The organism is Rhizobium altiplani, assembly GCF_001542405.1.
Lineage (GTDB): Bacteria > Pseudomonadota > Alphaproteobacteria > Rhizobiales > Rhizobiaceae > Rhizobium > Rhizobium altiplani.
The window spans coordinates 1-24633 of the sequence record NZ_LNCD01000052.1 but is presented as its reverse complement, the minus strand read 5'-3'; the positions used below and the strand labels follow the sequence as shown (position 1 = coordinate 24633).

Genomic DNA, 24633 nt, shown 5'->3' with positions numbered 1-24633 from the left:
CGACCTTAGCCGCGCCGTTGCGCTACCGCTCGGCGAGAAGGATCAGCGTATGACCCAAGCTTTCTGGGATGTCGATGAAAAGCTACGCGACATGTTACAGGTGTTATCCTCTACCTTGGAGACCGACGATGATGCACCTGGGTCACGTTCTTGCACGCCGATCAGCAAAAGATCATGATCGTGTCGGCCGACGAGTTCATCCGACGCTTTCTGCTTACGTCCTGCCGAGGGCTTTCCTCGGATTTGACACCGCGAACAAAACCTTATCCTATCATGACGCGCGCGGCATGCCGATTCCAATTGCCATGCTGCTGCAAACGGTCAAAATGAATCGTGTCAATCCGCCTGACCGGCTGTCCCAAACATCGACCCGCATTGCTCAAGGCTGTCCGGCATCCGAACCGAAGCGTTCATGTCCTAACAGGCTGCTGCGTCCAAATTCAAGCGGAGTCGCAACGGCCGAAGAGCTGTAGCGTACCGCATTTCCCGTGTGTTGTAGTCTCACTAGTATGCTTGTGGATTTGCCTTGCAATTTTCCAAAACCGTCTTGAGCCATCTTCGAACCCGCTTGACACCCGAAGCTGATGACCGCTTTTGATAGCGGCAATCTGCGAGGGTCAAGTCGGCGCCGTTTTTGTGATTGAGGCATCGCGATTGGCACGCAATGGGCGCGACTGGCGCACGCTGATAGCAGAAGGCCAGCAAAGGACTGATGGTGCGCGGTTCAGTGCGACGGGGAGGTTCTGGCTCGCGAGCTTGCCCGCTTTATGCAAGATCGATCCATCGCGTCGATTCTCAATCGCTCACGAAAGAAGACCGGCCGTCAGAACGGCCGGAAACAAAACAGCGTTTGCGGCTTGCGCAATCGTCTTGGAATTCCTGTCTATCGTGAAGGAGAGCGCACCGAACCACCGAACGCGGCGAACATACTCTCGACGAAGCCGCCCAATCCTCAGCATCAGTCCGATGACGACGATGAGAAAGATCCGAAGCGGCGTTTTACCCGGCACGACAACTCTGCAAAGGAGCTCCCTGGATCATAAAAGCAGTCGATATAGGAAAAGTCTCTGTATAACGGTCGGCTCGAAAAACGTTCCTTTCGCGCCGATCCGACGACCACCGCAGCGAACCATCGCTCCCTTCTTAACGGCATCATCGACATGCGCCTCAATCTTCGCCAGAGCATGGCTGTCAATCAGAGGGCCGATGGCAGTGTCCCGTTTGAACCCGTCACCAACCCGCAGCCGCGCGACGCGCTCGGTGAACCGCTCGGAGAACAGGTGGTAGACGCCGGCCTGTACGTACAGACGATTGGCGGACACACAGGTCTGGCCACCATTTCGGAACTTGGCCTGGATTGTTCCATCGACGGCATCGTCGATGTCCGCGTCGTCGAACACGATGAATGGCGCGTTCCCGCCGAGCTCAAAACTGATCCGCTTAATCTGGTCGGAGCATTGGCGCACCAGCAGCCGGCCGACCTCCGTCGATCCGGTGAAGCTGATTTTGCGAACCTTTGGGTTCGAGCAAAGCTCCTTGCTGACTGCATCGCATGTCAGACGCATAGATTAGATTAAGCACGCCCTCGGGGGAGCTAATATACAAGGAAGTGCGGTCGACTCTGCCCGGTGCGTTGCGCATACATTCAAGTTTTTCGATCCGGGATGTCCTGGCGGCGCGGGGGTAAGGCCCGACACTCGTCGTCGTTGACGCCGATCGAGCAAGTAGAGGATGGTGACTACGCCTGCGCCTAGCTCCAAATTGTGGGGTGCGCCGCCCCTTCTGTACCCCATCTGCTCGCTCCGCGAGTGGACGTTTCCATAACTAGAAAATGAACGTCTCCATTCGATGGCAAGTCCGTCCGCAAGTCGTGCCGGGGAAGTGAGTAATCAGGCAAAGTTGTATTGCAACATTATGAGCTGATTGCTATAGTTCAATTGTCATCCACTAATTATCAAACGCCGCCGACTCAGCTTAGCGTAAACAGGGACCCTTCCGTGACAAACCAATCGCAACCCTCTCTCGGCATCCTTGCACTCGAAACCGGGCGGGCGCCCGGCGCTCCATCGACGCTGCCGAATTCTGTCTTCAATCCAGCAACCTTCGACTTTCCGACAATTGCTGAAATGGTGCCTGGAGCTTGGGTGGATAGAGTTGTCCCGGGAGATTCCACGCTTGAGTCATCTTATATCGCAGCGGCGCAACGACTTGTTGAGCGTGGGGCCGTCGCAATAACCTCTGACTGCGGGTTCACAATACGACATCAGGCGGCTGTGTCGGCGGCAGTGAAGGTTCCAGTAGCGATGTCCAGCCTGCTCCTGGTGCCACTTTTACTCCGCCAGTTGCCGCCGAAAGGTAAGCTCGCTGTGCTGACCTTCGATTCGAAGCATTGCGGTGAAGATCTTCTCGGTCTTGCCGGGCGATCCGAACGGGAAAGGGTGATCATTGGCGGTATCGAGGACGGTACGACCTGGCAAAATGAAATGAAACGCCCATCGATTCCCACGACAGTCGCAGAAATTGAATCAGATATAGCAGGCTGCATATCGCAACTACGTGCCGCCCATCCAGAGATCGCGGCGGTCCTATTGGAATGCACCATGTTTCCGGTCGCAGCGCCTGCTATCCGTCGGATGACTGGACTTCCGGTCTACGATACGGCGACCCTATATCGGATGACCTTCGCTTCAGTTGCGTCATGAATGGTGCTCGTAAGGGCATAGTGCCCGACTTAGGCATGCAGGAGACGTCTTAAGCCGAAGATTCAAGACCGGCTGATGGCGCGGTGCGAAGGGCTAGTCGGCACGGCAAATTCCCGAGAAACCGTCGACGATCGAATCACCGGATGCATGGCGAGAGAGCTCCGCAGATTCTCGACATGTCGCCTGCTCTGGTTAGATGCTGACATACAATCCGGCGCGTGCCCAGTGGACCGCATTGAAGATCTCTCCGCGTTATTGCCTCTGGCGAGTCGTATCGTCAACGCTGACCTGAGGCGGAGGAGAAGGTGTCACATGGGTGAACGTCGCACCATCACGGTGGCTGGCGGGGGCGACGGTTGCGGAGTGAGCGCGTCATTGAGGCCGATTCTGCATCTGCAGCATCGTTCTTATTCCTCTTCACATGCGGACGAACAAATTGAGCGGCATCAACCGAACATCATGCCCAAGCCGGGCGATTTCGCGAGCCCAGTGATGAGCGCCAGATCCCGCTTCAAGCCCGACAAGACAAGATGGAAGCTTGCGCAAGCAACTCCAGGAAGCCGTCTCTAGAGATTTTCGCTTGAGGACTGCGTTGCCAGCGCTATCCACCGTGTGGATTTGATACCGCTTCGCGATGTCGATCCGATTACCTTGATATCCATTTGATCCTCCTGCCTTGGATTGGCGCGGCGTATTCTGCGCCGGCGGTAGAGGGGAGTCCGTCACATCATGTCCGTGATCCCGCAGACCAGGTACACCCGCGCGCCGGTCCCAGGTCCGATCATGCCGCCCTACCTTGTTGATGCTGTGAGAACAGTGCTTCTCGGAAAGCTGTGCGCATGGCAGGCTTTCCGGCGCTGCCGGGATGGTTTTCATGCTGGCTGCTATGGATGGCTCAGGAGGCAGATCCCCCGGCAGCGCCACACCGCCTCGATCGCTGATTAGGCTCTGCGATTGATCGCTGTATAGGGCGACGACGGCGTCAGCGGGACGCCGGACCTTGTTCAACGCTTGGAGGGGAGAATGCGCATCAGTGTCGGCATGGATATTGCCAAGGACATCCACTGGGTTGCGGCCATCGATGGCGATGGCCTCATCCATATAGACCGCAAGGTCGAGAATACCCCGAGGGCGATCGCCGACTTGATCGAAGAGCTGAGAGCGCTCGGCGGCACGGTGCGCATCGGCCTCGATGTGGTGGCGGCATCGCCGGGCTCGTCACGGCCATGCTGGCCGAGGCCGGCTTCGCTCTGGTTCATGTGCCGGGTCTGGCCCATCAACCGGGCGCGGCAGGGTACCGTCGGCGGAGAGAACAAGTCCGATCCGCGTGACGCCCGCACCATCGCCGACCAGGTGCGCACCCGAACCGATCTGCGCACCATCGAACCCGCCGCCGAGCTCGACCTCGAGATCAGGCTGCTGGTGAGCCGGCGCCGCGATCTGGTCGACGCCCAGACTCAGCGTCTGGCCCGCATGCATGACCTGCTGACCAGTATCTTTCCCGGCCTGGAGCGCAGCCTCGACCTCACCACGAAGGGACCGCTGCAGTTGCTCACGCGCTATGTCACGCCCGCCGAACTGCGCGAAGCTGGCAGAAAGCGCATCTTGCGCCATCTCAAGGCCGGCGGCACCATCCCGCGCGCCGAACACCTCGCCGATCGCGCGCTCGAAGCCGCCGCTGAACAGACGCTTGCTGTGCCGGCCGAGCGCATGAGCGCTCGGCTCATTCGCGAACTCGCGACCGAGGCACTCGCCGCCAAGACGCGGCTGGCCGAGATCGACCGCGAACTGGAGGCTCTTCTCCAAGGCCACCCTGACGCCGCCCTCATCCGCAGCCTGCCCGGAATGGGGGCCGTGCTCACCGCCGAACTCATCGCTGAGGCAGGCGATCTCTCTCGCTCCGCCGACGCGCTGGCCGCGGCCGCCGGCATCGCTCCGTCACCCGCCAGTCCGGCAAGATGCGTTTCCTCAGACGCCCCTCGGGCGGCAACAACGGCCTCAAACGGGTCTTCTCCCAGTCCGGCTTCTGCTCGCTCGGCCAGCCCGACAGCCGCGCTTTCTACGCCCGTAAACGGCGCGAGGGCAAACGCCACCATCAGGCCGTCATCGCTCTGGCCAGGCGCCGCGTCAACGTCCTGTGGGCCATCTTGCAAACCCGCTCTCCCTTCCAGGCCAACTTCAAAATTGCCGCTTGACGAACGCATTAGGCTGCCTTCACCGCGCGGATGAGCCGCGTCAGGGTGGCGCCGTCCACAGCGCTGTCGAACCGAAGGCTGCGACCGAAGTTCAACCGCAACTCGATCGTCCCAGACGGGTCCCGACGGTCTCCGCAGACCTCGGTCTGCACCACATTCATGTCCACCGGGACAAACACCGCATTCTCAGAAAACGGCAAAAGTCCCGCTTCTTCAGCTCACTACGCCGGTGTAAATCTGCTGCCTTGTCACATCGTGTCGCTGCGCAACTTAGTAACCGTCGCCCGGTCGATCCCAATCGGCATGACAATCTCGAGCTTCTGTTCGTCGCGCCACCGGCGCCGACGTTCCTGCCCGAGAATCTCGACACGCATTACATACCTCGCCCAAGACACGTCGCTAACGACGTCGTTAGACATCGTGTCTTAGGCCATCAAGGCTTTATCCGGCAGGCGGTGCCAATCGGGCGGTTACCACAATTCTTCAATCCCGTGAGTTTGCAGGAAGACTGCGCACTAGGCGCAAAAATCGGTGCTTTTCCATTGCCCTCGGCTGCTAAACTCAAAATCTGACATCGACCCAAAATGAGGTTACGGCGCCAAATGAAGATCACTACGAATGAACTGCTCTCCCCAGAGGAGCGGGCGGCCGTCATCGAGATGCGGCATGCCATGCATCGCGAGCCGGAACTTTCGAACAGCGAGTGGAAGACACAAAAGAGAATTATTGAAACGGTGGAAAGGTTCGGGCTAGTCGGAGCTCAGACCTTCCATAAAACGGGCGTTTACGTCGATATTCAGGGACTTGCGCCCGGGCCAAACCGTTCCCTCGCTCTGCGCGGAGACATTGATGCTCTTCCCATACAAGAAGCTAGAGACGACCTTTCATACGAGTCGGAAGTGCCTGGCGTGATGCACGCTTGCGGTCATGACATGCATGGGTCTATTGCCTTGGGCGTGGCGCTGGCCTTCCACCGCATGCGAGACAATTTTTCCGGCAGAGTGCGGGTTCTTTTTCAGCCTGCGGAAGAAGCGGAGCCGCTTGGCGGACGAACTGTCGTGGAAGAAAAACTTCTCGACGGGTTTGACGCTGCGATTGGTTTTCACGTTCATACTGGTATTCCCAAAGGATCTTTCGGTGCGCGTGCGGGCGCGGTGACTAAATCGTCCGACCAATTTGAACTCGATTTTATTGGGACCATGGCCCATGGCGCCTCGCCACACGCCGGAGTCGATGCAATTGCGATCGCGGGCGCATTTATCAACGAGGTTCAAAAGGTGGTGTCCAGGGAAATGCCCACCCACGATGGCGCGATTGTTACTATCGGGACCATTCATGGGGGGGAAGCGACGAATATTATTTGTCCGTTAGTGAAAATGACGGGAACGATTCGCACAAGCAGCCCCGAACGGCGCGAGATGTTGGTCAGGCGTGTCCGTGAAGTGGCCGAAGGCCTCGCCACAATTCATCGAGGCAAGGCAAATTTCAGCTCGAGGTCCGGCGAGCCGCCCGTTGTCAACGATTCCAAGATGGTGGAGCGGTTTCAGCGACTGGTTATTCAATCGGCCGGTGCGGACAAGCTTATCCAACCGCCGGCAGGTTCGGGGAGCGACGATTTTGGATTCTACTCGTCCTGCGTACCTTCAATCTACTTCTTGTTTGGAAGTCGAGAGCCTGGCAACGAGTCCGGCGTCCACACGCCAACATTCGGAGCGTCCGACGAAATCCTCGCTCCCACGACGGAACTGGCGATCCGGTACTGTTGGGAGCTTTTGCACGCATAATGGTGGCGCAGGCCCCCCAGAGTAACCCGCCGGCGGCAAGCTGTGCACTGACGATTTTCGAGGCTTTGCCCAGCCCGTTTATTAGTAAGGCTTGCCGTGTACAGATACCAGATATGCCCGTGAGAAGGAGATGATGTCATGGCTATGCCAAAGGGAGCGCAAGCGTTCCCAAGAAGTGAGTACCTGCGGCGTTTGACCGCTGTAAAAGGGGAAATGGAACGAAGGGAAATCGAAGTTCTCGTAGTGACGGTGCCAGCAAATATTACCTATTTGTCCGGCTATACATCAAAGTCTGGTTACGTCCCGCAGGGCCTTATCGTATCATTGAAAGATGAAGAACCAGCGTTTATTACGCGCCGTATGGACGCGCCGGCAGCAATCCACCAGATGTTCGTCGATCGCAGTCGGATTTTTGGCTACCCCGAGGCTCTCATCGCGAATCCCGATAAGGATGGCTGGGATGCTATCATGGATATACTGATCGAGAGCGGGTTTGAGAACGCAAGAATAGCTGTTGAGGCGAGCAGTCTCCAGGGCCGGACAGTTGAGAAATTCAAGACAAGGTCATCAGGCGCGCCAATTATAGACTTTGGGAACACCATTAGTTGGATCCGTGGGATCAAATCAGACCTTGAGATTACCGCAATGCGCGAGGCTGCAGCGATTGCGGATGCCGCCATGCTGAAGGCGAAAGAGGTCATCCTACCTGGTGCGCGCGAGGCCGATGCAGCGGCCGAGATAACTGCCACGCTGATCCGCGGGGTCAACGGTATAGTAGGCACTGATCTGGCCAGTTTATATCTGTGCGCCTCGCCTCGCACATCGACCTGCCATATCCCGTGGGCAGAAGACGTTTTCCAACTAGGTTCACAAGTTAATTTGGAACTCGCCGGCGTAAGACATGGTTACACGTCGGCCTTGATGCGCACATTCTCGCTGGGAGAGCCTTCGGATCGCCTGCGACGCCTGCATGAAGGTGAGGTAGCCGGCTTGGAGGCGGCTCTGGCCGCCGTGAAGCCCGGGGCAACCTGTGGTGATGTTGCTACCGCTTTCAACACAACACTGCAGAAATACGGATTTAAGAAGGAGTCGCGTTGTGGTTACGCCATGGGTATCAACTGGACGGAGCCAACAGCAAGTCTCAAAATGGGCGATCCCACCATCCTGAGGCCGAACATGACTTTCCACCTGATGCTCGGAAACTGGATTGACGAAGACTTCGGATACGCGCTCAGTGAGACGTTCCGCGTCACGGAAACCGGTGTGGAAACGTTCAGTAGCCTTCCGCGGGATATTTTCCAAATATAACGACGGGATCGACTAAAGAAAAGCACTTTGCGCGCACTATTCTTGAGCGCAAGGTTTACACGCAGTTGCATCAAGAGAGCTCCGTCCTATGCGATATTGCAATTATTAGAATGAGCTATAACATTGCGTCGCGCAAGAGCGCGTGCCCATGGCCTCAAATCGGATGGCTCGAGGCAAGTCGCCGCCTGCGCTCGGCAAAATCAGGATTTGCAGTATCGCAAAGAATCAAAACCTTGCCACGGCTTTCCCGTTTTGAACCTTGGGGCTGCACATGATCACTGCGGGCAAGGACATCAGAATGACTCATCTGCGGAAGAGCAGCTGCCACAATGGTTGGCGAGCTTACGCCCCGGGCACAATCCACGGTTCAACAATCGGAGTAAAAAATGACCACGGTACCTGACGATATCCAACGCATATACCAAGCTAGCGATGCGCTCGCGCTTTCCGATCTGGTTAAGCGCAAGGAGGTGCAACCGTCCGAGCTTATGGAGGCCGCGATAGCGCTAGCTGAGCAATTTAATCCAAAGATCAACGCGATTGTAAGCACGGATTATGAAGGTGCACGCTGCCAAGCTGCGCGATCGGAAAACAGCGGGTTGTTTGCCGGCGTTCCATATCTTGCGAAAAATGATAGCGACGTCGCGGGGCTACGGGCCACGTACGGTTCACGTTTCTTCTATCGATACGCGCGACCAGCTACTGATGACAGCGAGGTCATAAGACGCGTTCGGAAGTCGGGCATGATCCCGTTTGGGCTGACTAACTCCCCGGAAATTGGCTACGCATCGACGACTGAACCGAAATTATATGGCCCAACTCGAAATCCTTGGAATTTGGCATACTCTAGCGGGGGATCAAGTGGCGGGGCAGCAGCTGCTGTCGCGGCCAGAATCGTTCCGATTGCAGGTGGTGGTGACGGTGGCGGCTCGATACGAAATCCTGCAAGTGCATGCGGGCTCGTCGGTCTCAAACCTTCGCGTGGCCGCATACCAACGCGCCCCAAAATAGATTCATGGCACGGATGCTCGGTGAAAGCCTGCGTGTCGAGAACAGTTCGTGATACTGCCGCTTATCTCGACGCAGTCAGCGGCCCGTGCGTGGGCGACCCCTATACTCCTTCAGCGCCTAAGACTTCGTTTCTGGAATCCAGTTTACAGGATCCGAAGCGTTTGCGTGTGGGGGTTGCGACGTCGCTGCCCTGCGCGAGCCCATTTCACGCTGAGGTTACCAAAGCAATTGCCCATACGGCGCGCCTGCTTGAGAAATTGGGGCACGACGTCGAACTGTATGATTTCAGGTTCGATTATGAATCGCCTTGGCGGTCGCGCGCTCGGATAAGTGCCGTTGAAGCGGCACTTTTTTTCCAGAGAGCTGAAGAGAGATTTCGCGTGTCATTGGCCGACGACGACGTCGAACCGCAGATCAGAACTCTGATCGAAAAAGGCAAGATCATCGACGGAGTTACACATGCGGCCGACATTGATATCATCAGACGTGCTGGCGCTGACGTTGCAGCCGATCTCGACCAGTTTGACGTATTTCTATCGCCCGTCTTGTCTCAGCCAACACTACGCGTTGGTGAATCACCTAACACTGTCCTGGAGGACCCCTCAAAGTGGCTCGCGACTATGGCATTCATGTCGCTTGCTAATATGAGCGGGTTGCCTGCTATCGCTTTGCCTGTCCAACAATCAGAACATGGCTTGCCCCTCGGGATACAACTAACGGCGCGGTACGGCGACGAAACCACCCTACTTCAGATCGCGAATGCCTTGGAAAAACAAATTGGCTGGGATCTTCGGCGACCACCCATTCTCGACGATGCGGAACTCAAAACCTGCCTCGACTGAGAACGATTTCGAAGCACCCGACCATTGCGGGTGCACTTTTTTGCGCAGAGTGTAGAGTATTTTCCGCGAGAAGGCGAGCTGGTCCCCAGGGGTGTCACTCGCCGCACCTCCACGGAATTCGCATCCTGCGCTCGAAGAAGTCGCCTATCGAATATTAGCGCCGCATCTACATATTTGGCCGGCGTCCGCTCCAAGGTTGAAGCGCCTTCAGACGAGCGGCGATAGCAAGGACAAGCTCATTTCGGCCCATGTCAGCGACAAGTTGCACGCCAATCGGCAGGCCGGTTTTTGTCCAGTCAATTGGTAGCGAGATCGCCGGTTGATCGCAAGCGCTGTCTTGGTCCCACCTCCCGGTTCGCCGTCTGATCGTTGATGTTCAACCTCAAAAGAGAGGTTGGGCATATGTGGATTTCAGAGCTTACGCTTAAATCCAAGGATGAGCCGGTACGTCGGTTTTTGGTGTTCACTGGCAGTGGCCGTCGTCGCGAATGGAGCGACGATAAGAAGGCGCAGATCATTGCGGAAAGTTGCGAGCCTGGCGTGACGGTTTGCTCTGTGGCGCGGCGTCACGGGTTAACGCCGCAGCAATTGTTCACATGCCGACGGCTCGCCCGAAAGCCAACTGGAGTTTCTGTGCTCGGGGAAGAACCGATGTTTGCGCCAGCGGTCGTCGTGTCGTCGGAGCCGAAGAAGGCGCGGCAGGCATGTTTGCCACGAAAAGCCTCTCCGGAGGCGGCTATCGGCAAAATATGCTGTTCTCGATTCGTGACGATAACGGCGACGAGCTTCCGGATGACCTGAACGCGCTGAAAGCGATGGTGCTTTCGCGCGAGGCGGAGAATGCGCGCCTGCGTCAGATCATCAAGGAATTGCAGCGCCACCGCTTCGGCCGCCGTGCCGAGACGCTTCTCGAGAACCAGCTTCTGAATGCTGTCAGGTGCTTCTAATGCGAGCATACGATACCTCTGTATCACGAGCGCCAGCCTTGGCGACAGGAGCCAACCAAACTTCCGAAAAAGCGACATTTCCGCCCGGCTTAAAACCATCGAGATAATAGCGAAATCGCGCGACCGATCTCGGCAATATCAGCGACGCAAAAACCTGATTTGTCGGACTCTAGACCTAAGAAGAGGCCGCGAGCTATTTCCCTCTGCGCCGGCAAGTCGCAGTAGTGTCAAAGCTACTATCTTCAATGATTTCGGCGATTGACGCCACTGCTTTGATACGACAACAATCGTCAAAGCTATATACGCCCGCAGAAGAGCACCCAAAGCTCCTGCACAGCGCGGCAAGTGAATGTTGATACGCAGCAAATCTCTCACTTATCAAAACTTTTGCCGGAATCCGGCATCATATAGCTACAATCACCAAAAAACTGCGGACCTTGCGTGTAGAGTCGCTGATGCAACGCTGCTGTGCCGCATGCGAAGCAATAAGAGGGAGAACGACAATGAGTTTTTTCATAAACCGTAGGCGCTTCATGCAGGCGACGTCATCAGCTGTAGCGCTTGGCGCACTTTCGTCCGCTGTTGGACGTGCCCAAGCCGGCGCGCCGGGCGAGCTAAGAGTTAATATGAGCGGTGGCAATTGGGGGGAGGCTTTCCAGGAAGCCTTCGTGAAACCTTTTGAGGCCGAAACCGGTGTAAAGGTTGTCCCAATTACCCAGGACCTTTCCACCTCTCAGATTGCCTTGATGGTTAAGTCGAACAATGTTTCGGTCGACGTTACCCTGAACAACGTCATGGGCAATCTCGTTCAGGGCGATGCCGGTTATCTCGAGAAAATTGATTATTCAATCTTCAACAAAGAAGATCTTGATACGACTGTGGACTATTGCAAGCAGCCATTCGGATTCGGGCCGTATGTCTATTCCCAGAACATGGTGTGGAATACCGAAAAGTTCCCGTCTGGAAAGCCTCGGCCCACAACCTGGGCTGAATTCTGGGACGTCGAGAAGTTTCCGGGCACCCGATCGCTCGAGACGGGTGCAGGCGGCAGTGAAGGTCCGTTTGAAGAGGCGCTGCTTGCAGATGGCGTGCCGATGGATGCCCTCTACCCAATGGATGTGGACCGCGTTTTTGCCAGTCTCGACAAGATAAAGCCACACATAAGAAAGTGGTGGACGAGCGGTTCTGAAGTTTTGCAAATTATGCGCGACGATGTGGCTGATATCGCGCAGTCTTATGATGGGCGAGCGATCTCTCTTGTTGATGCCGGCGAGCCGATCGAAATCAATCGAAACCAGGCAAAGCTGATGTGGGACATGCTGGCGATTCCTAAGGGTGGGCCAAATGTCGAACTCGCACAAAAATTTATCGCTTCGACCGCCCGTCCTGATCGACAAGCAACGTGGGCGAAGCTGTTCGCGCAGTCGCCCAGCAACAGCAAGGCTTATAGTTTGCTTTCGGATAAGACCGCGCGCAAACTCGCTACTCACCCGGACTACATTGCAAATAGCTACCCGGCCAATGCAAAGTGGTACGCAGAAGTCGGACCGGATGGCATGTCGAATGCTCAACGGCTGATTCAACGTTGGAATGAATGGGTTCTTCGCTAAGCAGCGTAATCGCCATTCGCTGATGCGTCTCGAAAAATGATGCGCCGGTATTTCGGCGCATCGTTTCGTAGGCGCCCACTGAACTGACTTCTGGAGTACTACTAGTGACCAAGCAACTTAGCAGCGCGATTAAATTAGTCGAGGACCTACCACTGAAGCAAGCTCCTACTAGCACTGGCACGCAAATTGAATTTCGCAACGTGACCAAGATGTATGGCGCCGTTGCCGCGGTCCGAGATCTGTCCCTGAGCGTTTGTCAAGGCGAGTTTCTTACGGTTCTCGGTCCTAGCGGTTCAGGAAAAACCACGGCGCTGATGCTGCTTGCAGGGTTCATTGCCCCCACATCGGGCGATATCCTCATCTCAGGACGGTCAGTCGGCACCGTACCGTCCTACCGAAGGGACCAAGGAATTGTTTTCCAAAACTATGCCTTGTTTCCTCACCTAACCGTTCGCCGAAATCTCGAATTTCCTCTCGAGATGCGTGGCATGAAGGCCGCTGAGAGAGCGGTCCTGGTCGACCGGATGCTTCATCGCGTACATCTCCAGGATTTTGGTGAGCGAATGCCGGGGCAACTTAGCGGAGGACAGCAACAACGTGTGGCACTTGCGCGCGCGCTGGTCGCCGACCCGCCCATCCTCCTTTTGGACGAGCCACTCGGCGCACTCGACCGAAATCTCCGTGAGCAAATGCAGATCGAAATCAAAAGCCTACATAAAGAGTTTGGCAAGACAACAATTTGCGTCACCCATGACCAAGACGAAGCCCTCACGCTATCAGATCGCATCGTCGTCATGCGCGCCGGGCAGATAGAGCAAATCGACACGCCAGAACTGCTCTATGATCGGCCGGCAACCCGCTTCGTTGCAAACTTCTTGGGCGAGGCGAATATTTTTGAAAGTACAGCTTTCAAAACGGAAACAGACGCTGTGCAACCGACAGGAACGGTGGTCATGATACGACCGGAACGCGTTCGCATCTCAGCCGTCACGGTACCGAAACCCTCAGATGCTGACCGGCGCCAGTTCGTCACCGGCGTCGTCGAGGACATGATCTATGCAGGTCCGCTACGGAAGTATCAGGTTCGTGTCGGTGGAAGTTCGTTGTTGGTACGTGAGCATGTTGCCTCGGAGCAGCAAACCTTCAAGGCTGGCGATGAGGTGCGGCTTGATTGGCTGAGATCAGATTTGCGTTTTGTGGCGGCGTGAGGGGAGGCGAAGAGGATGGAAGCAATTCAGAAAGTCGGGCGAATGCCCATTTTATTGGTTGTCCCAGCACTTGCGATTCTTCTCTCTGTCTTGGGCGTGCCGCTCCTGCAGCTGTTTCTCGATAGCTTGAATGCACCGGCATTTTCGACAGCGAACTACGAAGCATTCTTTAATAAGTCGGCAGGGATGTCGGTTCTTCTGCAAACGATCGAAATCAGTTTGGTCGCGACCGCGATGTGCCTTATCATCGGGTACCCCACCGCCTATCTTATCTCGACTTCGTCTGCCCGCCTGCGCACAGTGCTGATCGTTCTTGTTGTCCTGCCTTGGCTGACGAGCGCCTTGGTCCGGACCTATGCCTGGACTGTCATTCTCGGAGACCGCGGCCTAATAAACAATCTTTTGCTCCATCTCGGCATCATTGCCAGCCCGTTGCCGCTCATTTACAACCGGTTCGGAGTATACATCGGCATGGTGCATATCATGCTTCCCATGATGATTCTTCCGCTCCTCAGCGTTATGCACGGGATCGACAAGTCGTTGATGGAAGCTGGCCGCAGCATGGGTGCCCGTCCGCTGGTGGCGTTTTGGCGGATCTTCGTACCACTCAGTTTGCCTGGGGTGCGTAGCGGCTCACTGCTGGTCTTTGTCGTTTGCCTGGGATTCTATATTACGCCCCAAGCTTTGGGTGGGCTTCGCGAAACCATGCTGTCAACCTATATCGCAGCCCAGTTCAGGAATGCGTTCAATCCGCAGGTTATCGCAACGTCAGCGTTTGTTCTTCTGGCGCTGGCAATGGCAGTGCTACTGCTGTTTGGGCTTCCCTCAGGTCCACAGCGCTCGCCTGTTCAATCGAACCGAAAGTGGTCGGGCCGGCTGAACCCTTTGAGCAGAATCGCGCATATCTACGGCGAGGCCTCAAGCCGTCATCGTTCGACACGCTGGACAACGGAGCTCTATCAGCCGGGTCAATCAAGCGCTTGGATGAGCATCATCGGAAGTTTGTTTATTGCGCTCGTTATGGTCTTCTTGCAGTTTCCTGGCGTTGTCATCGTAATTATGTCGTTTAGCGATGGTGCGTTTTTGCAGTTTCCGCCTTCCGCGTTCTCGCTGAAGTGGTATCAGGCATTCTTCGGGGATCCTGCTTGGACCGGCGCATTTTGGAACAGCATCCAAATCGGTGTGGCCGTCACTATAGTATCGACCGTGCTCGGCACGCTTGCAGCATATGGTCTTAGCCGAGTATCACCCGGAGCGCGGAATTTCCTAACAATGGTTATTCTTACCCCGATCGTTGCTCCAGTAATTGTTGTCGGCGTTGCATGCTATCTCGGACTCATTAACTTCGGCCTTGTTGGTTCGGCCACTGGACTCGTGCTTGCCCACAGCATCAGTGCTACCGCTTACGTCGTCGTTATCGTTTCAGCCACATTGGCGAACTTCGACTGGCAGCTTGAACGGGCGGCGAAGAGTATGCGAGCCGGCCCAATCCGAACGTTTATGAGGGTAACTCTCCCGTTGATCCGTCCGGGGATTATCGGTGGCGCGGTATTCGCTTTCATCTCGTCGTTCGACGAAGTCGTGGTCACGTCACTTGTTAGCGGGTTTGCATTGTTCACCTTGCCGTTAAAGATGTGGGAGAACATGAACCAGCAGATCGACCCGACGATTGCAGCGGTGGGTTCATTGCTGACCCTTATGCCACTCATCTGGCTAGTCATGCTCTACGCTACCTGGTGGCGAGCTCGACTTGCACCGCAGAAGACGCTGGCGACGCCTGCGTAAACGTTGGCGGGCTGCTTATGCAGCCCGCCGACTCGTCTTGCAAATCGCGCTCCGCTGGGTACGATTCCGAGGAATGACGATGACAAACTTTCCCGGTGACTGAAGAAGCGAACCCTGATCCTTTGCATTGCGGCCGACAGCAGCGGTCGGGCTTAGCCGGAGCTTATTAAGCAGTCGCCACAGCTTCACATTGCTCAAGGCCATTTGAGCGGCGGGGCGAGATTATTTCAAAATAGTGCGTTCATGTTGACCTTATTAGCCACTTAGCTATTTCCGATACCGACCTATCCTAGCGTGTGAGCAAAAGCTGCATCCACCGGCCCACATTTGCAGCTTTCCACTTTCGATCGCGCTGTAACAACGCCATCCTGCAAGCACTCTCGAATATCTTGAATACAAGACAGCAGAAGCACTGTTTTCTGCGCAAAGAACATCGAGAGGATTCCGCATATGTGCAAATCGCCTGAACAACTCCACGTCCCATCGGCTTGACCACGCAGGGTCGCCGAATTGCAGCGACGTGCTGATTTTTCCGCGCGACAGCCGGATAGGGCCTCAATGCCTCATCGGATCTCGAATGTTACCTCCACAATTGCAACAACGCCGCATGGAAGGATACCAAAGTGAAGCTAGATATCAAAGACATCAGCGAAAAGGACCGCAACGCGGTGCTGCATCCTTTCACGCAGTTGAAGGACTTCGCGACCGGTAAGCTCGGCGAACCGACGATCGTTGAGACCGGCAAGGGGATCCGCATCCAGGATGCGCATGGCAACCAGTTGATCGATGGTTTTGCCGGCCTTTACTGTGTCAACGTCGGCTATGGCCGCACCGAGGTCGCTGAGGCGATCGCGCGCCAGGCCTATCGCCTCGCCTATTATCACTCCTACGCCGCGCACACGACCGATGAGCTGGCAATCCTCTCCGACCGCCTCGTGAAGATGGCGCCCGGCAAGATGAGCAAGGTGTTCTACGGCATGTCCGGTTCGGACGCCAACGAGACCCAGGCCAAGCTCGTCTGGTACTACAACAACCTGCGCGGCAAGCCGACCAAGAAGAAAATCATCTCTCGCGAACGTGGCTATCACGGCTGCAGCGTGGTCTCTGGTTCGATGACCGGGATGAGCTTCTATCACGACCACATGGATCTGCCGTTGCCGCAGATCGATCATACAGGCGTTCCGCACCATTATTGGGGCGCCAACCCCGGCGAAACCGAGCGCGAGTTCTCGGCCCGTCGCGCTGCCGAGCTCGACGAGATGATCGAGACGCTGGGTCCAGACAATGTCGGCGCCTTCATCGCCGAGCCGGTCCTCGGGACCGGTGGCATCACGCCGCCGCCGGAGGGCTACTGGGAAGCGATCCAGGCGGTGCTCAAGAAGCACGACGTGCTGCTGATCGCCGACGAAGTCATCACCGGCTTCGGCCGCACCGGCTCGATGTTCGGTTCGCATCATTACGGCGTCGAACCCGACCTGATCACGGTCGCCAAGGGTCTGACCTCGGCCTACTTCCCGCTTTCCGCGTCGATAGTCGGCGAGAAGGTGTACAAGGTCATGGAGGAAGGAGCCGACAAAGTTGGTGCCTTCTCGCACGGCTACACGTATTCCGGCCACCCGATCGGCGCGGCAGCCGCAAATGCGGTGCTCGACATTGTCGAGAAGGAAAATCTGCCCGGCAACGCCCGCGAGGTTGGCACCTATTTCCAGGCCCAGCTCAAGGAAAAGTTCGCACAGCTGCCAATCGTCGGTGAAGTACGTGGCGTTGGCTTGATGGGCGCAATCGAGTTCGTTGCCCACCGTGAAAACAAGACCCGTTTCGATCAGTCGCTGAAGGTCGGTGCCCGCGTCTCGAAAGCCGCCCGAGACCGCGGCCTGATCGCACGGGCCATGCCGCATGGCGACATCCTCGGGTTTGCGCCGCCGCTCGTCACCACCAAGGCGGAAGTCGACGAGATCGTATCGATCGCCGAAAAGGCGGTGCGATGCGTGATCGACGACCTGGTCCTCGACGGCCAGAAAATCTAAGTGAATGCGTCGGCTACGTCCGACCGCATTCACTCACTTCAAACAAATTCAGAATAGGGCAGGGCCTTAGCCTTGCTCAGACCAATAAGCTTAACCGTCGCACAGATGCGCACCATCAGGGAAGAGGAAGCCGGCCCATGACCGCCGCCAAACTTCATATTAAGACCAGCTTGGCTTCGATCACCGTCCATAGCCCCTACGACGGATCTATCCTTGGAACGATTGAGGCCACGGATATAGGCGAGATCGACAAACTCCTCGCCCGCGCCCGTCGCGGAGCCGAGACTTCCAGCAAGCTGCCAAGACACAAGCGCGCGAGTATCCTCGAAGGTGCGGCTCAGATCATCGAGAGCCGCCGCGAGGCGTTCGCCGAAACCATCGTGCGCGAGGCCGGCAAAACAATCGTTCAGGCGCGCAAGGAGGTGCTTCGCTGCGTTAACACGTTGAAGCTGTCTGCTCATGAGGCACGGCACAATGCCGGCGAAATCGTGCCCTTCGATGCCTATGAGGGATCGGAAGAGCGCCAAGGCTGGTTTACGCGAGAGCCCCTCGGCATCATCACGGCCATTACGCCATATAACGATCCGCTGAACTTGGTGGCCCATAAGCTCGGTCCTGCGATCGCCGGCGGCAACGCGGTACTGCTGAAGCCGTCGAACCTGACGCCCTTTTCCTCGATCAACCTTGCCGATGCTCTTATGGAAGCGGGCTTGCCTGGCGAGATTATCACGCTGGTTCACGGTGACAGAGAGGTCGTGACGGGTCTAGTGTCGGCACGGGATGTCCGCATGGTCTCTTTCACCGGCGGCTTTGCTACGGGAGAGGCAATCAGCCGTAAAGCGGGCCTCAAAAAACTCGCGATGGAGCTTGGTGGCAATGCGCCGGTCATCGTCATGAATGACTGCGACTTCGACAAGGCGGTTGAAGGATGCGTGTCCGGCGCCTTCTGGGCCGCCGGTCAGAACTGCATCGGCGCCCAACGTTTGCTCGTGCAAGCCGAGCTTTACGAGCGCTTTAGCGATGCCTTCGTGGCGGCCACGAAAAAGCTTAAGGCAGGCGATCCGATGATCGAGGGCACCGATGTGGGTCCGATGATCTCAAAGCAAGCGGCCGAGCGCACCGAAGCCGCGGTCAATGACGCAATTGCGGTTGGCGCCAAACTACTCTGCGGTCACAAACGCGAAGGATCGCTCTATCACCCGACGGTCCTTGAGGCCACGCCGGTTACGTGCCGCTTATGGCACGAGGAAGTCTTCGCCCCTGTAGTTATGCTTGCGCCGTTTGAGACGCTTGATGACGCGATCAAGCTCGCCAATGAACCTGAATACAGCCTACATGCTGGCATCTTCACCAGCAACCTGTCTCTCGCACTTGAAGCCGCAAGCAGGATCGAGGCCGGAGGTGTGATGATCAATGATTCTTCGGACTATCGGTTCGACGCCATGCCGTTCGGCGGTTCCAAATACGGCAGCATGGGACGAGAAGGCGTTCGCTTCGCCTACGAAGAGATGACCCAGCCCAAGGTGGTTTGCATTAATCGCGCGTGAACGGGCAGCGTAGTTTCAACAAGATGACGGACCGCGAGGCGCGGTGTGGGCATCAGCTTAACCTGTGCGCTGAAGCCAGGTGAGGACTTATTTCGTGAGCTCCGAAGCTTGCCTTTCCGACGTTTCACTTGATCGCCCTTTCTGTGCCCGGAGTCTGCGTGCTGAGCGTGAACAGGCGTTGGCCGTCATGGGTCTGTTAGAACACAACAGCTTCGTTCCTGTCGGTTATGGGGGCGGTCCGTACCGTCTCAGGGGGCAGACGCGCCGCGCTGCATATCGACGATCAAGGGGAGTACCTCCTAAGCCACTATATGTCTTTGGCACCCTTCCGCCGCATGATCAAAGACTACACTCGCATCTGGGATAGTTATTATGAAGCGACTTGCCGCCACGGGCTGGAAAGACTGGTGATCATCGACAAGGACACCGCCGCGAATGCCGGAAATCAATTACTTCGCATCCCCGAGTTGTACTGCTCGCCGCTGAATAGACTCACAGAAAAAGTCGCGCCTATTCGCAAGTGCCAACTCGATTGTCGCAGACTAAAACGGAGGATTCCATGTCCATCAACCTTAAGCAGAACGACCTTTCTCATGTTGTTGCCGCTGACCGCCATCACGTTTGGCATCACCTGAGCCAGCACAAGCACTATGAGACGGCCGACCCGAGAGTCTTTGTCGAGGGGAGGGGCCTCAAGCTCTGGGACGCTAACGGCCGGGAATATCTCGATGGTGTTTCCGGGGGCGTTTGGACGGTCAACGTCGGGTATGGGCGCGAGAGTATTGCCAATGCCGTACGCGATCAGCTCGTCAAATTGAACTACTATGCCGGCGCGGCGGGCAACGTTCCGGGAGCCCTATTTGCGGCAAAGCTGATCGAAAAGATGCCAGGTCTGACCCGCGTCTATTACTCCAACTCTGGCTCTGAAGCAAACGAGAAGGCCTACAAGATGGTTCGCCAGATCGCGGCTCGCCATCATGGAGGCAGGAAGTGGAAAGTTCTATATCGCGAGCGGGATTATCATGGCACGACAATTGGAACGCTTGCCACCTCCGGGCAGCCGCAGCGCGCCGATCAGTACGGCCCCTATCCTGACGGTTTCGTCATGGTTCCCCATTGCCTTGAATACCGGAAGCAATGGGATGTCGAAAATTACGGGGAGCGAGCCGCCAACGCCATCGAAGAAGTCATCCTGCGCGAGGGTCCGGATACCGTCGGCGCGATCGTTCTGGAACCGGTGACAGCCGGCGGCGGAGTTATAACGCCGCCGGAAGGCTATTGGCAGCGCGTTCAGGAAATCTGCCGCAAATACGATATTCTGCTTCACATCGATGAAGTGGTCTGCGGCCTGGGCCGCACCGGTACATGGTTCGGTTACCAGCAATACGACATTCAGCCCGATATCGTGACCATGGCGAAGGGCGTGGCATCCGGATATGCGGCAATCTCCTGTACGGTCACAACTGAACGTGTGTTCGATATGTTCAAGGATACACCGCAAGACGGGATGAGTTATTTCCGCGATATCTCGACCTTCGGCGGCTGCACGGCTGGACCAGTGGCTGCGCTTGAGAACATGCGCATCATCGAAGACGAAGGCCTGCTTGAAAACACGGCGATGATGGGCGAGCGCACATTTGCCAACCTCCGGGCGCTGATGGAAAAACACAAAGTCATCGGCGATGTGCGCGGCAAAGGCTTGTTTTGCGGCGCAGAACTTGTGGCGGATCGCACGACGAAAGAGCCGCTCGAAGAAAAGCTGGTCCAGGCTGTCGTTGCAGACTGCCTGGCGCAAGGGGTCATTATCGGTGCGACCAATCGCTCGCTCCACGGGGGGCTCAACAATACGCTATGCCTTTCGCCTGCGCTCGTCGCCACATCCGAGGACATTGATCAAATCACAGGTGCCATCGACACAGCCTTGGCAAAGCTTTCCGTCTGATAAACCCGCAGTGCATCTTGTCGGCACCGACCATCGGAAAAAGGCTTCGGGACTAGTTGTAGTTGGCAGAGCAGGTGAACTGCTCCGCCTCCGCTTCACGGGAAAGTAAGACCCGCGGTTCAGTTTACTTACCGACGTCATGCGAGTGATTAAAAACGTCCGACCTTACGAGGTTTCCTACTTCGACTCATCCTTCGGAACATACGTCAGTGTCGCGGTTCCAAAGAGTGCGGTTTCGGCTCTGAAGCTGGGTGAGTGAGTAACGAGAGCCTAATGTATTGCAGGGCTTCTGGGGAGCCACGGCCATATAGGGCCGTTGCTACACGCAATTCGGGCCGTTTGTTGCTTTATGGACTGAGACGATTTGCAACAGAAACGTCCAATCCGAGAAGGTTCGAACGGGAACACTACGCCGAATCGCTGTTGATCCTTTCCGGCGCCGCGGACCGGTGGCGCTCGCTTTAATCTCCTTGAGGACCCGATCAATCGTCGCTGGACTCATCGTCAAGAGTTGCCGGCGCGTCTCGCTATTCATATCGCCGTGTCCATGACGTTCCATCGCTTCGATCAGTGTTGGCAACAGGGGGTGTAGTCGCTTGCCGCAAATTCGATCCGACGCCTCCCAACGACGAGCGCTGCCCGCACGTCATCGCCGTAAACCCGGCGCCCTGGCCGAGGACCACCCTTGGCCGGTTCGCGTTCTCCTCGCAGCAGTCGCATCGCATGCTTGCGATGAAAGCCCGTGAGCGCCACGAACTCGTCTAACATCCTCGCCTTCTCGGGCCACCCGCCTAACACATAGCGACAACTGATCGCCGCCACCAATTCCGCACGTGTTGCTTACCTACCTTCCTCATCATAGCTCCCGAGGTTGATTCGTCGGGAGCAATTTAGATGAGGCAATAACCCATTCTCAGGGAGCAGTTCAGGCGAGGCAATGCGCACCGTGCCATCGGTCGTCGTGGTTGGCTTGGTGTCGGACAGTTTCGTTGCGCGGTTCTCCCGGATGTGTTCCTCTGCATCACCGACACGGACGAACGCGGATTGCCAGTTAATTTTGCCGTCAACGATCAATCCCGCCGATGTTCGGATCGGAATGCTCCGTTGAACCGGATGGGTCCAGAACTGCGACAGACCAGCGGACCTGCCGCTTAATTGAAGATCGCGGATCGTGTCGAGGTACTGCGGATCATAATTCTCACGGTATTGCCGGATCAACTCCGGCGGAACCTCTGCGTCCGAGATGACCGCATTTCCTGTCATGCGGACGTACATCTCCCAGGCAGGAAGGAGCGCGTCCTCGGCATATTCCGGAAAGATGCGGCCCGTTACAGCCTGCCGTTTCAATCGCTCCCGCAGCAGCCGACCCGACAGCGACAAGCCCGCGTGCGGATGGCGGCAGGGCTGCATTTCTTATATTGATGATCGGCATGGTGACTCGCGTTCCTCAATGAACGCAACCATGCCATCGGTTCGCTTCAACGCAACACGGCAAACCGCAGCATCCACAGTTTTCCACGGTCGTGGAAAATGCGGTTTCGGGCCAAAACGCAACAGCCAACAAACCGCCCAGATGTTCCATAATAAAGCTTATCTGATTTTCTGGTGTAGGAGGGGCACATTCTATCTCGAACTGCAACAAAGGCGTTAAGCTGCCTGCTTTTCGGGAGCCATGGTTTGAGCCGTACCTTTTCGCATTTGAGTTTTGACGAACGCCGATCGATTTCCAGGATGTTGGATCAGAAGTTTAGCCAGTCTGAGATCGCCAGACGCCTCGGCCGGGACCGTGCGACCATCTCCCGGGAGATCAAACGCAACTACTGGCACGATCAGGAATTCCCCGATGCCGAGGGCTACTGGGCGATGACCGCCAACGACATGGCGCGCGAAAGGCGCCGGCGGATCGGCAAGCTCTTTCGTCGCGAGGATCTGCGGAACGAAGTGATCGGAAAGTTGGAATCCGGCTGGTCGCCGGAACAGATTGCTGGACGACTGAAGATCGAACCAGCGGCCAAGGCAAGCGTCTGTCACGAGACGATCTACCGGTATGTCTATTCACCAGAAGGACAACGGCAGCAACTCGCGCGGCTTCTCCCGGAACGGCGGAGAAAGCGCCGGCCGCGATATGCTCGCAAGCCGCAGAATCCAGTCTTTCCAGATGAGTGTTCGATCAAACATCGGCCGGAAGCCATCAACGATCGCAAGGAATTCGGTCACTGGGAAGCCGATCTCATGATCTTCGAAAGGGTTCAGGGCAATGCCAATGTGGCAACGGTTGTCGAGCGGACGAGCCGGTTCACCATGCTGTTCAAGAACAACGACCGGCAGTCCAAGCCGATCATGGAGCGGCTCATCAACGTGCTCAGCCCCCTGCCCAGGCATGCCCGGCAAAGTTTGACGTTTGATCGCGGATTTGAATTCGTCTCCTGGCGGCGACTGAAGCAAGGAATGGGAACCGATGCATGGTTCTGCGATCCGTCTGCGCCCTGGCAAAAAGGCTCCGTCGAGAACATGAATCGGCGGATTCGGCGTTACCTGCCGAGGGATACTGCTGTCCTGTCAGTTCCTGATGAATCGATACGATCACTGATCGATCAGTTGAACAATACGCCGAGAAAATGCCTTGGTTTCTGTACCCCAGCTGAAGTGTTCAGGCGTGAAGTGAACAAATGACGGCAAGTCGGGGCGGAGGACGGATTTCATGAATGATCCTAGGTGATTGCGCGGCGAGAGAAAGCGTTATTGAGGCAGCCAGCGGCGGAATAAAGATCGTCAATGCACGCCGATGTCGCTTTGCGTATCCGATTCCAACTGCAGGCAGGCTGCCCAAAGTGGCGTCTTGTGGAAGGATCCGTCCTGAAGGAGCGTGAGCCCCTCTCGTGCCTCATAGAGCAAGCCGAGCCAGCATAAGCGTTGGAAGACGCCATACTGGAGATCGGATTTCAACTCCCAGGCTTCTATGGTCATTTCGGTGTCCGAGAGAGGCGCCAGGTCTGGATAGAGGATCTTCACAACCTCCATTGGCGTGCACCCTTCTCTGGCTTTGATATTGAGGAGATTGAGGAACATGCGCCACCAGCGTAACCGCGCTTGCACCTCCTCTTCCCGTTCGGTGGCGTGGACATACGAATAGAGATAATCCGTGGCGACCAGATCGAAGAAGGCTTGCGGGTTCACCAAAAACTCCCGGCCGCGTCTGGTTGGCAGCAGCACATCCTTTTTCCGGCGAAGAAGCTTCAGATGACGGGCCATGTCGCGCACGACCCAAAGCGGCGGCATGTCGCTTTCATTGAGCACCTTGTTCATGCTGTAGAGATCTTCGGCTGTGAACCCTGGCCAGAGGAAGTGCACAGCGGCCCAATGCACGAACTTGCGGTTCATGGCGCCGGTCGCCGTCAATCCTATGCCACCCTCACCGTCAGCATAGGCAACAGCAAGAAGCATGCCGCGAAGAAGTGGTGACAGCGCGGCGATGTCGACGTCACCATGCAGGTTGATTTCCGGAAGCATCGTGCGGCTTTGATCCCACCCCGCCCCATGCAGGTGCAAGCGAGTATCAACCGGCGACGGAACAATTGCTACTGGGAAAGCTAAAGCCAAAGGGGAACGTCATCACCCGCCCCCGTTCCTCCCTTGCAACCCGGCCCAGCCGGTCGGATCGGGGGCTGATCTCTCTGCCCTGTAGCAGCCTTTAAGCCCTTGTTGCATTTACATTAGAAGTCACA

20 protein-coding genes and 5 pseudogenes are annotated in these 24633 nt (G+C 56.6%); 19 read left to right on the top strand and 6 right to left on the bottom strand.

What is annotated here, in order from left to right; genetic code table 11:
* Positions 1-128: 128 nt before the first annotated feature.
* Positions 129-473, top strand: coding sequence for a hypothetical protein (locus AS026_RS42700; protein WP_028744422.1), 345 nt, complete (start codon positions 129-131; stop codon positions 471-473).
* Positions 474-594: 121 nt separating this feature from the next.
* A pseudogene (locus AS026_RS44480) lies at positions 595-690 on the top strand (recombinase family protein); the annotation flags it as partial.
* Between the two features lie 113 nt (positions 691-803).
* On the opposite strand, the gene AS026_RS41675 reads toward AS026_RS44480, so the two are convergent.
* Both AS026_RS41675 and AS026_RS11640 read right to left on the bottom strand, forming a co-directional pair.
* The gene (locus AS026_RS41675; protein ID WP_028744423.1) at positions 804-1010 is read right to left on the bottom strand and encodes a hypothetical protein; all 207 of its coding nucleotides are present in this window, start codon (positions 1008-1010) and stop codon (positions 804-806) included.
* A 60-nt stretch (positions 1011-1070) separates the two neighbouring features.
* A pseudogene (locus AS026_RS11640) lies at positions 1071-1590 on the bottom strand (aldehyde dehydrogenase family protein); the annotation flags it as partial.
* A gap of 1 nt (position 1591) precedes the next feature.
* Here AS026_RS11640 and AS026_RS43235 point away from each other — a divergent pair.
* The 4 genes and pseudogenes from AS026_RS43235 to AS026_RS11625 form a co-directional block, all read left to right on the top strand.
* Positions 1592-1687 (top strand): annotated as a pseudogene (locus AS026_RS43235) (transcriptional regulator); the annotation flags it as partial.
* Positions 1688-1997: 310 nt separating this feature from the next.
* Complete coding sequence (locus AS026_RS42695) at positions 1998-2702, top strand: aspartate/glutamate racemase family protein (protein WP_028744425.1); 705 nt, start codon at positions 1998-2000, stop codon at positions 2700-2702.
* A 312-nt stretch (positions 2703-3014) separates the two neighbouring features.
* On the top strand, positions 3015-3272 hold the full coding sequence (locus tag AS026_RS44475) for a hypothetical protein (RefSeq protein ID WP_028744426.1): 258 nt from the start codon (positions 3015-3017) through the stop codon (positions 3270-3272).
* A 453-nt stretch (positions 3273-3725) separates the two neighbouring features.
* Positions 3726-4931, top strand: coding sequence for an IS110 family transposase (locus AS026_RS11625; protein WP_235776992.1), 1206 nt, complete (start codon positions 3726-3728; stop codon positions 4929-4931).
* A gap of 214 nt (positions 4932-5145) precedes the next feature.
* Here AS026_RS11625 and AS026_RS43980 read toward each other — a convergent pair whose 3' ends face one another.
* Positions 5146-5271 (bottom strand): hypothetical protein, encoded by a 126-nt coding sequence (locus AS026_RS43980; protein WP_268871398.1) that lies wholly within the window; start codon positions 5269-5271, stop codon positions 5146-5148.
* 228 nt (positions 5272-5499) lie between these two features.
* On the opposite strand from AS026_RS43980, the gene AS026_RS11615 reads away from it, so the two are divergent.
* The 12 genes and pseudogenes from AS026_RS11615 to tpa all read left to right on the top strand — a co-directional run bounded on the left by AS026_RS11615 (position 5500) and on the right by tpa (position 20908).
* Complete coding sequence (locus AS026_RS11615) at positions 5500-6681, top strand: M20 family metallopeptidase (RefSeq protein ID WP_028744427.1); 1182 nt, start codon at positions 5500-5502, stop codon at positions 6679-6681.
* Positions 6682-6819: 138 nt separating this feature from the next.
* On the top strand, positions 6820-7989 hold the full coding sequence (locus AS026_RS11610; protein ID WP_028744428.1) for a M24 family metallopeptidase: 1170 nt from the start codon (positions 6820-6822) through the stop codon (positions 7987-7989).
* A 386-nt stretch (positions 7990-8375) separates the two neighbouring features.
* Positions 8376-9842: an amidase gene (locus tag AS026_RS38865; protein ID WP_063805919.1), complete on the top strand. Its 1467-nt coding sequence runs from the start codon at positions 8376-8378 to the stop codon at positions 9840-9842.
* 372 nt (positions 9843-10214) lie between these two features.
* Entirely contained in the window at positions 10215-10643 is a 429-nt protein-coding gene (locus AS026_RS39705) for a transposase (protein WP_342587560.1), read from the top strand.
* Positions 10592-10768, top strand: a pseudogene (locus AS026_RS11595) (transposase domain-containing protein); the annotation flags it as partial. The gene AS026_RS39705 and the pseudogene AS026_RS11595, both read left to right, overlap by 52 nt.
* 524 nt (positions 10769-11292) lie before the next feature.
* Positions 11293-12399, top strand: coding sequence for an ABC transporter substrate-binding protein (locus AS026_RS11590; protein WP_062369693.1), 1107 nt, complete (start codon positions 11293-11295; stop codon positions 12397-12399).
* 209 nt (positions 12400-12608) lie between these two features.
* Positions 12609-13607, top strand: coding sequence for an ABC transporter ATP-binding protein (locus AS026_RS11585; protein ID WP_082728500.1), 999 nt, complete (start codon positions 12609-12611; stop codon positions 13605-13607).
* A 15-nt stretch (positions 13608-13622) separates the two neighbouring features.
* On the top strand, positions 13623-15392 hold the full coding sequence (locus AS026_RS11580; protein ID WP_062369692.1) for an ABC transporter permease subunit: 1770 nt from the start codon (positions 13623-13625) through the stop codon (positions 15390-15392).
* 623 nt (positions 15393-16015) lie between these two features.
* Positions 16016-17419, top strand: a complete 1404-nt coding sequence (locus tag AS026_RS11570) for an aspartate aminotransferase family protein (protein ID WP_062369690.1) — start codon at positions 16016-16018, stop codon at positions 17417-17419.
* 137 nt (positions 17420-17556) lie between these two features.
* On the top strand, positions 17557-18966 hold the full coding sequence (locus tag AS026_RS11565) for an aldehyde dehydrogenase family protein (protein WP_028744435.1): 1410 nt from the start codon (positions 17557-17559) through the stop codon (positions 18964-18966).
* A gap of 227 nt (positions 18967-19193) precedes the next feature.
* Positions 19194-19601, top strand: a complete 408-nt coding sequence (locus AS026_RS39700) for a UPF0262 family protein (protein ID WP_081687833.1) — start codon at positions 19194-19196, stop codon at positions 19599-19601.
* On the top strand, positions 19526-20908 hold the full coding sequence (gene tpa / locus AS026_RS11560) for a hypotaurine--pyruvate aminotransferase Tpa (RefSeq protein ID WP_028744436.1): 1383 nt from the start codon (positions 19526-19528) through the stop codon (positions 20906-20908). Before AS026_RS39700 ends, tpa begins: the two co-directional genes overlap by 76 nt.
* A gap of 379 nt (positions 20909-21287) precedes the next feature.
* On the opposite strand, the pseudogene AS026_RS43225 reads toward tpa, so the two are convergent.
* Together AS026_RS43225 and AS026_RS11555 are read right to left on the bottom strand one after the other, a co-directional pair.
* Positions 21288-21730: pseudogene (locus AS026_RS43225) on the bottom strand (transposase); the annotation flags it as partial.
* 18 nt (positions 21731-21748) lie between these two features.
* A complete protein-coding gene (locus AS026_RS11555; protein WP_245307428.1) occupies positions 21749-22171 on the bottom strand; it encodes a hypothetical protein in 423 nt (140 codons plus the stop codon).
* Between the two features lie 414 nt (positions 22172-22585).
* Between AS026_RS11555 and AS026_RS11550 the strand changes: the two genes are divergently transcribed.
* Positions 22586-23581 (top strand): IS30 family transposase, encoded by a 996-nt coding sequence (locus AS026_RS11550; protein ID WP_028744438.1) that lies wholly within the window; start codon positions 22586-22588, stop codon positions 23579-23581.
* Between the two features lie 99 nt (positions 23582-23680).
* Here AS026_RS11550 and AS026_RS11545 read toward each other — a convergent pair whose 3' ends face one another.
* On the bottom strand, positions 23681-24418 hold the full coding sequence (locus tag AS026_RS11545) for a hypothetical protein (protein WP_028744439.1): 738 nt from the start codon (positions 24416-24418) through the stop codon (positions 23681-23683).
* Between the last annotated feature and the right edge of the window lie 215 nt (positions 24419-24633).